At 67.7% G+C, this 13,412-nt stretch carries 11 protein-coding genes; 9 read left to right on the top strand and 2 right to left on the bottom strand.

The genetic code is table 11. The annotated features are described in order from the left end of the window. Positions 1-255: 255 nt before the first annotated feature. Positions 256-2,049, bottom strand: a complete 1,794-nt coding sequence (gene ggt / locus EGM71_RS17015) for a gamma-glutamyltransferase (RefSeq protein ID WP_223224489.1) — start codon at positions 2,047-2,049, stop codon at positions 256-258. A gap of 611 nt (positions 2,050-2,660) precedes the next feature. On the opposite strand from ggt, the gene ilvC reads away from it, so the two are divergent. The 9 genes from ilvC (at position 2,661) to leuB (ending at position 12,314) form a co-directional block, all read left to right on the top strand. Further along, positions 2,661-3,635 carry a ketol-acid reductoisomerase gene (gene ilvC / locus EGM71_RS17020; RefSeq protein WP_188485876.1) on the top strand — a complete coding sequence of 325 codons (975 nt, stop codon included), beginning with the start codon at positions 2,661-2,663 and terminating at the stop codon, positions 3,633-3,635. Positions 3,636-3,673: 38 nt separating this feature from the next. Next, the gene (gene ilvG / locus EGM71_RS17025; protein WP_188485878.1) at positions 3,674-5,410 is read left to right on the top strand and encodes an acetolactate synthase 2 catalytic subunit; all 1,737 of its coding nucleotides are present in this window, start codon (positions 3,674-3,676) and stop codon (positions 5,408-5,410) included. Next, complete coding sequence (locus EGM71_RS17030; protein ID WP_014038403.1) at positions 5,394-5,645, top strand: ACT domain-containing protein; 252 nt, start codon at positions 5,394-5,396, stop codon at positions 5,643-5,645. Before ilvG ends, EGM71_RS17030 begins: the two co-directional genes overlap by 17 nt. Positions 5,646-5,741: 96 nt before the next feature. Further along, complete coding sequence (locus EGM71_RS17035) at positions 5,742-6,833, top strand: threonine dehydratase (RefSeq protein WP_188485880.1); 1,092 nt, start codon at positions 5,742-5,744, stop codon at positions 6,831-6,833. Next, positions 6,830-8,416, top strand: coding sequence for a 2-isopropylmalate synthase (locus tag EGM71_RS17040; protein WP_188485883.1), 1,587 nt, complete (start codon positions 6,830-6,832; stop codon positions 8,414-8,416). The genes EGM71_RS17035 and EGM71_RS17040 overlap by 4 nt, the downstream gene beginning before the upstream one ends. A gap of 10 nt (positions 8,417-8,426) precedes the next feature. Further along, positions 8,427-9,206: a class I SAM-dependent methyltransferase gene (locus EGM71_RS17045; RefSeq protein WP_188485885.1), complete on the top strand. Its 780-nt coding sequence runs from the start codon at positions 8,427-8,429 to the stop codon at positions 9,204-9,206. 60 nt (positions 9,207-9,266) lie between these two features. After that, the gene (gene leuC / locus EGM71_RS17050; protein WP_188485887.1) at positions 9,267-10,685 is read left to right on the top strand and encodes a 3-isopropylmalate dehydratase large subunit; all 1,419 of its coding nucleotides are present in this window, start codon (positions 9,267-9,269) and stop codon (positions 10,683-10,685) included. Beyond that, the gene (gene leuD, locus EGM71_RS17055) at positions 10,685-11,263 is read left to right on the top strand and encodes a 3-isopropylmalate dehydratase small subunit (RefSeq protein ID WP_188485889.1); all 579 of its coding nucleotides are present in this window, start codon (positions 10,685-10,687) and stop codon (positions 11,261-11,263) included. The genes leuC and leuD overlap by 1 nt, the downstream gene beginning before the upstream one ends. Beyond that, the gene (leuB, locus tag EGM71_RS17060; protein ID WP_188485891.1) at positions 11,253-12,314 is read left to right on the top strand and encodes a 3-isopropylmalate dehydrogenase; all 1,062 of its coding nucleotides are present in this window, start codon (positions 11,253-11,255) and stop codon (positions 12,312-12,314) included. Before leuD ends, leuB begins: the two co-directional genes overlap by 11 nt. Before the next feature lie 58 nt (positions 12,315-12,372). Here leuB and EGM71_RS17065 read toward each other — a convergent pair whose 3' ends face one another. Continuing rightward, positions 12,373-13,383, bottom strand: a complete 1,011-nt coding sequence (locus EGM71_RS17065; protein WP_188485893.1) for a hypothetical protein — start codon at positions 13,381-13,383, stop codon at positions 12,373-12,375. Between the last annotated feature and the right edge of the window lie 29 nt (positions 13,384-13,412).

The following is a 13,412-nucleotide window of genomic DNA, read 5'->3' on the forward strand; positions in this document are numbered from 1 at the left end:
CCAATCCACAGCACGCGGCTGTTGCTGTTGCCTTTGCTTTTGATCTTCTTCTTTCTCTTCCGTGGCTGACGCGCATGGAAATTTTCGGGGGGCGTGCGGGTGGGGGTGGCGGGGGTATCCGCGCCATGGATGGCGCGGCTAAGCCTACAAGGACGTATTCACGGCGTCCCCCGACACTCCCACCCGCACGCCCCAGCGCATGAACCCGCTCTGGCGATCAGCCGCGAGGGGGCTCGGCCCGGTGGCCGGGAAACCTCAGTACCCCGCGGCCTGCCCATCCTTGCGGCTCTCCGACGCACCGTAATACACCCCTGTCTCGGGATCGCGCATGATCGCCTGGTATCCGCCATACGGACCATCGGCGAACACGATGCGATGTCCCTTGCGCATCAACGCACGCACCGTTTCATACGGGAAGCCGGTTTCCAGATTCACTTCACCACCGTCGGTCATCGCCGTGGCCTGCCCGGTCGGTTCGGTCGAGCCTTCATGCTGGATGCGCGGCGCATCACCGGCCTCCTGCAGGTTCATGCCGAAGTCCACCAGGTTCATCACGATCTGCGCGTGGCCCTGCGGCTGCATCGCGCCGCCCATCACGCCGAAGCTGGCATACGGCTTGCCGTCCTTGGTGATGAAGGCCGGAATGATGGTCTGGAACGGGCGCTTGCCCGGTGCGTAGCCGTTGGGATGGTTCTTCTGCAGCACGAACATCTCGCCACGATCCTGCAGGATGAAGCCCAGCCCCGGCGGCGCCATGCCGCTGCCCATGCCGCGGTAATTGGACTGGATCAGCGACACCATCATGCCGTCGGCGTCGGCCACGGTCATGTAGATGGTGTCGCCCTCCTCCAGCTGCTTCGGCGTGCCCGGCTGCACTTCCTTCAGCGCCTTGTCCATCGAGATCAGTGCGCGGCGCTGCGCGGCGTACTCCTTGGAGATCAGCTTCTGCACCGGCGCCGGCTGGAACGCCATGTCGGCATAGAAGCGCGCACGGTCGGCGAAGGCCAGCTTCTTCGCTTCGACGAACAGGTGCACGTGTTCCGGTGAGCCGAACGGGATCTTCGAGAAATCGTAGCCTTCCAGCACGTTGAGGATCTGCAGCGCGGCAATGCCCTGGCTGTTCGGCGGCAGTTCCCACACGTCGTAGCCACGGTAGTTGCTGCTGACCGGCTCGACCCATTCACCGTGGTGGTCGGCCATGTCCTGGTAGCTCAGGTAGCCACCATTGGCCTTGAAGTAGTCGCCGATGGTGCGGGCGATATCGCCCTTGTAGAAGGCATCGCGGCCGCCGTCGGCGATCTTCTGCAGCGTGCTGGCCAGGTTCGGGTTCTTCCACATCTCGCCCTTGCGCGGGGCGTGGCCGTTGATCGTGAACTGCTCCTTGAAGCCCGGGTACTGCGACAGCTTGGGTACCGAGCGGTCCCAGTAGTAGGCGATCACTTCGGCCACCGGATGGCCCTCGCGGGCGTAGCGGATGGCCGGCGCCAGGTTGTCGGCCATCGGCTTGCGGCCGAAGCGGTCGTGCAGCGCGAACCAGCCGTCGACCGCGCCGGGCACCGAGACCGGCAGCGGGCCGGTGGCCGGGATGTCCTTCAGCCCACGGCGCTGGAACTCGGCCAGGGTGAGCGACTTCGGCGAGCGGCCCGAGCCGTTGTAGCCATAGAGCTTCTGCGTCTTCGGATCCCAGACGATGGCGAACAGGTCGCCGCCGATGCCGTTGCCGGTGGGCTCCATCAGGCCAAGCGCGGCATTGGCGGCGATCGCCGCGTCCACCGCCGATCCGCCGCCCTTCATCACGTCCAGCGCGATCTGGGTGGCCAGCGGCTGCGAGGTGGCGGCCATCGCGTGTGGGGCGATCACCTCCGAACGGGTGGCGAAGGTGTGGCCGGTGATGCGGTCTGCGGCAAGGGACAGCGCGGGCACGGTGGCCAGCACGGCGGCGGCAAGCAGGGAACGGGCAAGGCGTCGGGACACGGTCGGGTTCCGATGGAAGGGTGGTTCCCCGATCTTCGCCGCTGCGGCCTTCACGCGGTATCGGGCAGAGGTCATGGACGTTGATCCTGGGGTGGGTGCGGAAGGTCCGCACCCGCCAAGGCGAAAACCCGCCGGATTCCGCGCAAAAACCGCGTTGAAAAGAGTGAATTCGGGTTCACCGAAACACTTTCAGCGGCAACCATCCTTGCGCCACAAGCAATTCCGCTGGATGCAACGGAAACCGACAAGAATTCCGTCGCGAGGGTTGACATCGCCGAAACGGCTGTGTTTCTCTCGATCACATGTTGCATCACAACACGCCACCGCGAACCCACATCGAAGCCGCCGATATCGGCGCCGCCTCGCTGCGTTCGATTCTTGTGCTCGTACTTATTACCCAACCAACAGGTGCGGGACGAGCCAGCGTGTAAGCAACAAATACACCGGAACTCATCAAAACCCGCACCCGCCCCGGTGCGGGTTTTTTCATTTCAGGACCTGGTTTCAGACGCAACCACCATGAACAACGCCAACTTCAAAACCTGGACCAGCACCACCACGACACCTCGTGGTGGCTGTGCCTGTGCGACGCATGGCGCCTCCTCCACCGCTTTCCCCTGACCGGCCGGCACGTCACCTCGACGACCGGCCGTTCTTTTTTCTTCCCACCGCAAGGAACCTCCCCCATGAGCACCAACGACCTGCCCCAGACCAAGATCGCCGTCATCGGCTACGGCAGCCAGGGCCGCGCCCACGCACTGAACCTGCGCGAATCCGGCTTCGATGTGGTGGTAGGCCTGCGTCCGGGCGGCCCGACCGAGGTCAAGGCGCAGGCCGATGGCTTCACCGTGAAGGCACCGGCCGATGCGGTGAAGGATGCCGACCTGGTCGCCGTGCTGACGCCGGACATGGTGCAGAAGAAGCTCTACGACGATGTGTTGGCCGCGAACATGAAACAGGGTGCGGTGCTGTTGTTCGCCCACGGGCTGAACGTGCACTTCGACATGATCAAGCCGCGCGAGGACCTGGACGTGGTGCTGGTCGCGCCCAAGGGCCCGGGTGCGCTGGTGCGCCGCGAGTACGAGATCGGCCGTGGCGTGCCATGCATCTGGGCCGTGTACCAGGACAAGAGCGGCAAGGCTGCCGACTACGCCCTGGCCTATGCGGCCGGACTCGGTGGCGCCCGCGCCAACCTGATCCAGACCACCTTCAAGGAAGAGACAGAGACCGATCTGTTCGGCGAGCAGGCGGTGCTGTGCGGCGGTGCCTCGGCACTGGTGCAGGCCGGTTTCGAAACCCTGGTCGAAGCCGGCTACCAGCCGGAGATCGCCTATTACGAAGTACTGCACGAGCTGAAGCTGATCGTCGACCTGTTCTATGAAGGCGGTATCTCGCGCATGCTGGAGTTCATCTCCGAGACCGCGCAGTACGGCGACTACGTCAGCGGCCCGCGCGTGATCGACGCTGGCACCAAGGCACGCATGAAGGAGGTCCTGAAGGACATCCAGGACGGCACCTTCACCAAGAACTGGGTGGCCGAGTACGAAGCGGGCCTGCCGAACTACAACAAGTTCAAGCAGGCCGACCTGGAGCACCCGATCGAAAAGGTGGGCAAGGAACTGCGCGCCAAGATGGTCTGGTTGCAAGGACAGGCCGCGTAACCACGCGGCCTCCCCCACCCGCTTTGCAAGGTTCCCCCATGAACTCTTCCACACACCGCAGCGCGCCGCCCAACGGCGCGCGCTGGCTGACCCAGGCGCTGGAAGCCGAAGGCGTCCACGCGCTGTTCGGCTATCCCGGCGGCACCATCATGCCGTTCTACGACGCGCTGGTGGATTCGTCGCTGAAGCACGTCCTGGTGCGCCATGAGCAGGGCGCCGCGCTGGCCGCCAATGGTTTCGCCCGCGCCAGCAACCAGGTGGGCGTCTGCGTGGCCACGTCCGGCCCGGGCGCCTCGAACCTGGTCACCGGCATCGCCGACGCGATGCTGGATTCGGTGCCGATGGTCTGCATCACCGGCCAGGTCGCCACGCCGCTGCTGGGCACCGACGCCTTCCAGGAACTGGATGTGTTCGGCCTGACGATGCCGATCGTCAAGCACAGCTGGCTGGTGCGCAGTGTCGACGACCTGCCGCGTGTGGTCGCCGATGCGTTCCGCATCGCCCGCGAGGGCCGGCCAGGCCCGGTGCTGATCGACCTGCCCAAGGACGTGCAGCTGGCCGATGCCAGTCATCTGCCGGCGCACGTGCCGAGCAGCGTCGAGCCGCCGCCGGCGCCGGCCGAAGCGGCCATCGTCGAAGCCATCGCCGCACTGGCGGCCGCCGAAAAGCCGGTGGTCTACGCCGGTGGTGGCATCGCGCTGGGTGATGCGGTTCAGGACCTGCGCGACTTCGTCGAGGCCAGTGCCATCCCCACCGTGATGACCCTGCGCGGCCTGGGTGCACTGCCGGCCAGTCATCCGCAGTCGCTGGGCATGCTGGGCATGCACGGCACCCGCGCAGCCAACATGGCGGTGCAGGAAAGCGACCTGCTGCTGGTGCTGGGCGCACGCTTCGACGACCGTGCCACCGGGAAGCTGGCGGAGTTCGCACCGTTCGCCCGCGTCGTCCACATCGATGCGGACGCGTATGAGATCTCCAAGCTGCGCAGTGCCGATGTCGCCGTGCCCGGCAACGTCGGTCACGCCATCCGCGCCCTGCGTGCGGCCTTCCCCTCCCCCAAGGCCCACCAGGACGCATGGCGCAGGCGTTGCGCGCAGCACCGCGATCGCTTCGCCGCCCGCTACGACGCACCAGGCCAGCACATCTACGCACCGGCGTTGCTGAAGCGCCTGAGCGAGCTGGCCCCGGCCGATGCGGTGATCGCCTGCGATGTCGGCCAGCACCAGATGTGGGTGGCACAGCACTGCCGCTTCAACCACCCGCGCAATCATCTGACCAGTGGCGCGCTGGGCACCATGGGCTTCGGCCTGCCTGCGGCGATGGGTGCGCAGTTCGCCTGCCCGGAGCGCACCGTGGTGCTGGTGTCCGGCGACGGCAGCTTCATGATGAACGTGCAGGAGCTGGCGACCATTGCCCGCTGCCGCCTGCCGGTGAAAATCGTGCTGCTGGACAACAGTTCGCTGGGCATGGTGCGGCAGTGGCAGGAACTGTTCTTCGCCGAGCGTTACAGCGAGATCGACCTGTCCGACAACCCGGACTTCGTGGCACTGGCGCAGGTGTTCGGCATCGCCGCCACCCGCATCGACAACCGCGACGACGTGGAAGGCGGCCTGGCCGCGCTGCTGGCCGAACCGGGCCCGGCACTGTTGCACGTGGCCATCGATGCACGCGCCAACGTGTGGCCGCTGGTGCCGCCGAACACCGCCAACAGCACGATGCTGGAAAGCAACCCCGCCCATGCCCGCCAGGAGACCCCCAATGCAATACCGGCTTGACCTGGTGCTGCACCCGGCCGAAGGCGCGCTGCTGCGCGTGATCGGCATGGCCGAACGCCGCGGCTTCGCGCCGCGCGCGATCAGCGGTGCGCCGGTGGCCGCCGACGATGGCCGCTGGCACCTGCAGCTGGTGGTGGATGGCCAGCGCCCCGCGGAAACGCTGTGCCGGCAGATCGAGAAGATCTACGACTGCGTGTCCGTGCAGGTCACCGCCGTGGAAGGAGCATCCGTATGAACACCCGTACCGTAGCGACCACGGTGCCGGTACGGAGGCGTCTTCTTCGTCGCCCGTGCCCGCATGCGGCGGTCGCCTGCACCCCGCTGGTGGCCTATGCCGGCCGCTGATGCCAGCCAGGAAAGCGATGTCGGCGACGTAAGCGTTGCCGACGTTCTGGCAGCGCAGGCCCGCCTGCGCCGCTTCCTGCCGCCCACCCCGCTGCACCACGCCGAGCGCTTCGGCACCTGGCTGAAGCTGGAAAACCTGCAGCGCACCGGCTCCTACAAGGTGCGCGGCGCGTTGAACGCGCTGCTGGCCGGACGCGAGCGCGGAGACACCCGCCCGGTGATCTGCGCTTCGGCCGGCAACCACGCCCAGGGCGTTGCGTGGGCGGCCTATCGCCTGGACGTGCCGGCCATCACCGTGATGCCGCATGGTGCACCCGCCACCAAGATCGCCGGCGTCGCCCACTGGGGCGCCACCGTGCGCCAGCACGGCACCAGCTATGACGAGGCCTACGCCTTCGCCGTCGAACTGGCACAACGCCACGGTTATCGCTTCCTGTCCGCGTTCGACGACGCCGACGTGATCGCCGGCCAGGGCACGGTCGGCATCGAGCTGGCCGCGCATGCACCAGACGTGGTGATCGTGCCGATCGGCGGCGGTGGCCTGGCCTCCGGCGTTGCACTGGCGCTGAAATCGCAGGGCGTGCGCGTGATTGGCGCGCAGGTGGAAGGCGTCGATTCGATGGCACGTGCGATCCGCGGCGACGTGCGCGAGATCGCCCCCGTCGCCTCGCTGGCCGACGGCGTGCGGGTGAAGATTCCCGGCTTCCTGACCCGCCGCCTGTGCACCTCGCTGCTGGACGACGTAGTGATCGTGCGCGAAGCCGAGCTGCGCGAAACCCTGGTACGGCTGGCGCTGGAGGAACACATCATCGCCGAGGGCGCCGGTGCGCTGGCGCTGGCCGCCGGTCGCCGCGTGGCCGGCCGCCGCAAGTGCGCGGTGGTATCCGGCGGGAACATCGATGCCGGCGTCCTGGCCGGCCTGCTCACCGACATCCGTCCGCGCCCGCCACGCAAGCCTCGGCGACGGCGCAGCGAAACCCCGCGTTCGCCCGGCAAGGCCAGCGCTCTCGCCTCCCCCACCTCTTCCCCTTCGCCCCTGCAAGCCGTCGCACCCGCTGTCGAGGAGATTTCCCTGTGACCACCATCGAACGAATTACCACCCCGCGCATCCGCATCTTCGACACCACCCTGCGTGACGGCGAGCAGTCCCCCGGCTGCAGCATGAGCCCGCCGCAGAAGCTGGTGATGGCGCGTGCGCTGGACGAACTGGGCGTGGACATCATCGAGACCGGCTTCCCGGCCAGCTCGCAGTCCGACCGCGAAGCGATGGCGCTGATCGGCCGCGAACTGCGCCGCCCGAGCCTGACCCTGGCGGTGCTGTCGCGCTGCCTGCAGGCGGACATCGAAACCTCGGCACGTGCTCTGGAAGCGGCGGCCAACCCGCGCCTGCACGTGTTCCTGTCAACCAGCCCGCTGCACCGCGAGCACAAGCTGCGGATGACCCGCGAGCAGGTGCTGGAGTCGGTACGCAAGCATGTATCGCTGGCACGCTCGTACATCGACGATGTCGAATTCTCGGCCGAGGATGCCACCCGCACCGAACTGGACTACCTGATCGAAGTCTCGCGCGTGGCCATTGCCGCCGGTGCCACCACCATCAACCTGCCCGACACCGTCGGCTTCACCACGCCGGAAGAGATCCGCGCGATGTTCCAGCAGGTCATCGCCGGCGTCGCCGATGTACCGAACGCGGCCAACGTGATCTTCAGCGCGCACTGCCACAACGACCTTGGCCTGGCCGTGGCCAACTCGCTGGCCGCCATCGAAGGCGGCGCGCGCCAGGTCGAGTGCACCGTCAACGGCATCGGCGAGCGCGCCGGCAACTGCTCGCTGGAAGAGATCGCGATGGTACTGAAGGTGCGCCAGGCCTTCTACGAGCAGGACAGTTCGATCAACACCCCGCGCATCGTCGGCACCTCGCAGCTGCTGCAGCGCCTGGTCGGCATGCCGGTGCAGCGCAACAAGGCCATCGTCGGCGCCAACGCCTTCGCCCACGAGTCGGGCATCCACCAGCACGGCATGCTGCGCCACCGTGGCACCTACGAAATCATGCGCCCGGAAGACGTGGGCTGGGAGGATTCGCAGATGGTGCTGGGCCGCCACAGTGGCCGCGCGGCCGTCGAAGCGCGCCTGCGTGCGCTGGGCTTCTGGCTGGACGAAGACGAGCTGAAGCTGGTGTTCGAGCAGTTCAAGGGCCTGTGCGAACAGCAGCGCGTGGTCACCGATGCCGACCTGCAGACGCTGATGCAGGGCGGCTCCAACGCGCAGGGCTACCGCCTGGCCTCGATGACCATCAGCGACGTCGGCAGCCGCGCCAACGCGCTGGTGGAACTGTCAGACCCGGATGGCAACCGCGTGGCCGAGACCGCGCAGGGCGACGGCCCGGTCGATGCGCTGTTCGGTGCGCTGTCGGCCGCCACCGGCGTGCAGCTGATGCTGGACAGCTACCACGTGCACAGCGTCGGCATCGGCGCCGATGCGCGCGGCGAAGCCAACCTGAGCGTGCGCCACGAAGGCGTGGAGTACGACGGCACCGGCACCAGCAAGGACATCATCGAAGCCTCCGCGCTGGCCTGGCTGGATGTTGCCAACCGCCTGCTGCGCCAACGCCAGGCCTCCGCCCATAGCAGCACCGACGTTCCCGCCCCTGCCACCGCCTGAGGAACCCACCATGAGCGCCTTCGACACCATCACCCCGGCCAGCGCCGCTGGCCAGCAGTGGAACGCCCAGGACTATGCGATCGACGCCGGCTTCGTGCCGGTGCTCGGCGGCGCGGTATCGCGCCTGCTCGACCCGCGCGCCGGCGAACGCATCCTCGACCTGGGCTGTGGCGATGGCGTGCTCAGCACCGAACTGGCGCTGAGCGGCGCGCGCATCCACGGCGTGGATGCCTCGCCGGAACTGATCAATGCCGCCCGCGCGCGCGGCGTCGACGCGCAGGTGATGGATGGCCACGCGCTGACCTTCAACGCCGAGTTCGATGCGGTATTCAGCAATGCCGCGCTGCACTGGATGGGCACCCCGGACCGCGTGCTGGAAGGCGTCCGCCGCGCGCTGCGCCCCGGCGGCCGCCTCGTCGCCGAGTTCGGCGGCCATGGCAACGTGGCCACGATCATCGCGGCGGTGCAGGCCGCGCGCGTGGCCCACGGCCACGCCGCCAGCGCCTTCCAGTGGTACTTCCCGACAGCCGATGCCTATGCCGACCGCCTGCGCCAGCATGGCTTCCAGGTACAACTGATCGAGTGCACGCCGCGCCCGACCGCGCTGCCGACCGGCGTGGCGGGCTGGCTGCGGGTATTCGCCGCACCGCTGCTGGACGACCTGCCCGCGGAGGCACGCGCCACTGTGCGCGAGGCCGCCACTGCCCTGCTGGCCGAGCTGCCGCGCAATGCCGCCGGCCAGCCGCTGGCCGACTACGTGCGCCTGCGCGTGCTCGCACGTCGTCGCTGACTTGACCGTTCCGCCTTCTTTTCTGATGTTCGCTACTTCGTACTTCTGCCAGGCATACGCATGACTTCCGCACCCCGCACCCTGTACGACAAACTGTGGGACGCCCACGTGGTGGTCCCCGAATCCGAAAGCGCGCCCGCCGTGCTGTACATCGACCTGCACCTGATCCACGAGGTGACCTCGCCGCAGGCGTTCACCGAACTGCGTGAGCGCGGCCTGTCGCCGCGCCGCCCGGATCGCACCAAGGCGACGATGGACCACTCCACGCCGACCCTGCCGGCCGCTGCCGACGGCACGCTGCCCTACGCCAGCGCAGCCTCTGAAGCGCAGGTCGCCACGCTGGCACGCAACTGTGCCGAGCACGGCATCGAACTGTTCGACATGGACTCGGACAACCGCGGCATCGTCCACGTGATCGCACCGGAACAAGGCTTCACCCAGCCGGGCATGACCATCGTCTGCGGCGACAGCCACACCTCCACCCACGGGGCCTTTGGTTCGCTGGCGTTCGGCATCGGCACCAGCGAAGTCGGCCACGTGCTGGCCACGCAGTGCCTGCTGCAGCGCAAGGCGAAGACGCTGGCGATCACTGTTGATGGGCCGCTGGCACCCGGCGTCGGCGCCAAGGACGTGGTCCTGCACATCATCGGCGTGATCGGCGTCAACGGTGGCACCGGCCACGTGATCGAGTTCCGTGGCAGCACCATCGAAGCCATGGATATGGAACAGCGCATGACCCTGTGCAACATGTCGATCGAAGCGGGTGCGCGTGCCGGCATGGTGGCGCCGGACCAGGTCACCTTCGACTTCGTCGCCGCTACGCCGCGCGGCCCCAAGGGCGCCGATTTCGACGCAGCCGTGGCGCGCTGGCAGCAGCTGCGCAGCGATGAGGGCGCGCGTTTCGACAGCGAAGTGCACATCGACGCCGCCGACATCCGCCCGACCCTGACCTGGGGCACCCATCCGGGCACCGCGATCGCAGTGGATGCGCCGATCCCGGCGGCCAACGATGCCGCCGCACAGAAGGGCCTGGACTACATGCATTTCCAGGCCGGCAAGGCGCTGGCCGGTACACCCGTGGACGTGGTGTTCGTCGGCTCATGCACCAACGGCCGGTTGAGCGACATGCGCGAGGTCGCACAGGTCCTGCGCGGTCGGCGCGTCGCCGACCGGGTGCGCATGCTGGTGGTGCCGGGCTCGGAGATCGTCAAGCGCGAGGCCGAGGCCGAAGGCATCCATGAGATCGTGCGCGCGGCCGGGGCCGAGTGGCGCGAACCGGGCTGCTCGATGTGCATCGCCATGAACGGCGATCTGGTCGCTCCAGGCCAGTTGGCCGTGAGCACCAGCAACCGCAATTTCGAAGGCCGCCAGGGCCCCGGTTCGCGCACGCTGCTGGCTTCGCCGATGAGCGCCGCCTGGGCCGCGGTGAACGGGCACGTCGCCGATACCCGCGAACTGTTCGCACAGGAGGTGGCGTGATGACCGGTTTCCGTACCCTGACCTCGTCCAGCGTGGTGCTGGCGCAGACCAACATCGACACCGACCAGATCATCCCGGCGCGGTTCCTGTCCACCACCGAGCGCGCCGGCCTGGGCCGCAACGCCTTCAACGACTGGCGCTGGCAGGCTGACGGTTCGCCGGTGGCCGACTTCGCCTTCAACCAGCCGCACAACGCTGGCCGCAGCATCCTGCTGGCCGGCCGCAATTTCGGCTGCGGTTCTTCGCGCGAGCATGCCCCGTGGGCGCTGACCGACCTGGGCCTTTGCGCCATCGTCAGCAGCGAGATCGCCGATATCTTCCGCGGCAACTCGCTGAAGAACGGCCTGCTGCCGATCGTGCTGGACGAGGCCGACGTGCAGGCGCTGATGCAGCGGCCAGACGATGAACTGACCATCGACGTCGCCGCGCGCGAGCTGCGCACGCCTGACGGCCGCGTCTATTCCTTCCCGCTGGATGGCTTCTCGCAGACCTGCCTGCTGGAAGGTGTCGACCAGTTGGGGTATCTGTTGGGCCGTGTCCCTGAAATCGAACGTTACGAGAGTGAGCATGCACGCTGAAATTGTTGTCCTGCCCGGTGATGGCATCGGCCCGGAAGTGGCCGCCGCGGCAGTGGCCGTCCTGAAGGCCGTCGCCGAACGCTTCAACCACACCTTCACCTTCAGCGAGCACGACATTGGTGGCGTCGCCATCGACCGTCATGGCGAACCGCTGCCCGCCTCCACGTTGACCGCCTGCCAGGCCGCCAACGCCGTACTGCTGGGCGCGGTTGGCGGCCCGAAGTGGTCCGACCCCAATGCCAAGGTGCGCCCGGAACAGGGCCTGCTGGCGATCCGCAAGGCGCTGGGCCTGTATGCCAACCTGCGCCCGGTGCGTACCCACGAAGCCGCACTGCACGCCTCGCCGATCAAGGCCGAGCTGCTGCAGGGCGTGGACTTCGTGGTGGTACGCGAGCTGACCGGCGGCATCTACTTCGGCGACAAGACCCGCGACGCCGACAGCGCCAGCGACCTGTGCCGCTACACCGTGGCCGAAATCGAACGCGTACTGCGCAGTGCGTTCCGCCTGGCCCAGCAACGCCGCGGCAAGGTCACCTCGGTGGACAAGGCCAACGTGCTGGAAACCTCGCGCCTGTGGCGCGACGTGGCCGCGCGCATCGGCCGCGAGGAGTTCCCGGACGTGGCGCTGGAGCACCAGCTGGTTGATTCGATGGCGATGCACCTGCTGGCCAAGCCGCGCGAGTACGACGTGATCGTCACCGAGAACATGTTCGGCGACATCCTCACCGACGAAGCCTCGATGCTGGCCGGTTCACTGGGCCTGCTGCCCTCGGCCTCGCTGGGCGAACCCGGTGCGGTCGGTATCTACGAGCCCATCCACGGTTCGGCCCCGGACATCGCCGGCAAGGGCATCGCCAACCCGTACGCGACGATCTTCAGCGCCGCGATGCTGCTGCGCCATTCGCTGGGCCTGGAAGCCGAGGCTGCGGCGGTGGAAGCCGCCGTGCACGCCGTGCTGGACGATGGCGTGTTCACTGCCGATCTGGCAGCCCGGGGTTCCGCCGTGAGCACGGCGGCCGCCACCGACGCAGTGCTGGCCAAGCTGGGGTGATACATGCGGGTGCCGGGACACGCCCGGCACCCGGCCCTGTGCCGGTGATGCGATCCGCTCAGCGCGGACGGCTGCGCACGTAGTCGCTGGCGCAACCGGCGATGACGTGATCCTCGTCGGTACGCATGACAATGTGCTGCGGGATCCAGTCGCCCCCCTTGAACGCGACCGGCGGCAATGCGCGCTGCCAGGCCGCCTTGCCAATGCTGTGCGAGGCGTCCATGCCGGCCCTGGCCAGCACAGGGTTCAACGCGGCATCGCCGAGATCGGCACCGAAGAAGCCGCCAAATGCCAGCGCGACCGTATGCGTGGCAACGCCATGGACGCGGAAAGGCGACTGCAGCCCGATCAGCAGCAGGGGCAGCTCTTCATCACCGACGGTGTAGCTCACCTCTGTGACCGAACGGACCTCCTGTGGCCATTGGAACTGCGGGCGCTCTGAGATGCCCTGCCAGAACGCCTGCAGCCGGCGCATCGTGGCCTCGTCGGCGCGGCACTCGCTGGCTTCCTCCAGGTCCTGCACAGCCATTGCCGGACGTGCCGCGGCGTCCTTGCCCGTTGCCTGGGGTGCACACCCCTGTCGATAGCCGTCCCCCGCACTGCGCACGATGACCGAGGTTGTGGGCGCAGACCAGAGCGCGAACGGCTCGCGCAACGTGCTCGACTGCAGCCGCAGGCCATGGGCAGCGATGACGCGCTCGCGCTGCACGGTGTCGAGCGCAATCGAGAAACCGAATGCGTCGGCAATGATCTGCGATGCATCGATACCATGGACCGTCATCGGCTGGGGCGGAATGATGACGGTCATCCGCTGATCGTCATCCTCGCTCTTCTCCTCGAAACGCCAGCCGCGCAGTTCCGCAGTGCGTTCGGCGACGTCGGTATAGCGTGCCGCGCGCAGGCGGCTGACGACGCGCTGCTGCAGATCCGGGCCTGCGCTGCATTCAAGCACCTCACGCAGATCATTCTGGAACAGCACTGCATCTGTGTCTGCGGTCTGCGCACGGGCGCTCCCGCTGCAGGCAGTCAGCAGCAGCAGCGCCAGAGCGCAGATCGTGCGGATGAACATGGCAGGCGCTCCGGCCCTGGAACAGCCCG

This window comes from Stenotrophomonas maltophilia (genome assembly GCF_006970445.1).
Lineage (GTDB): Bacteria > Pseudomonadota > Gammaproteobacteria > Xanthomonadales > Xanthomonadaceae > Stenotrophomonas > Stenotrophomonas maltophilia_AU.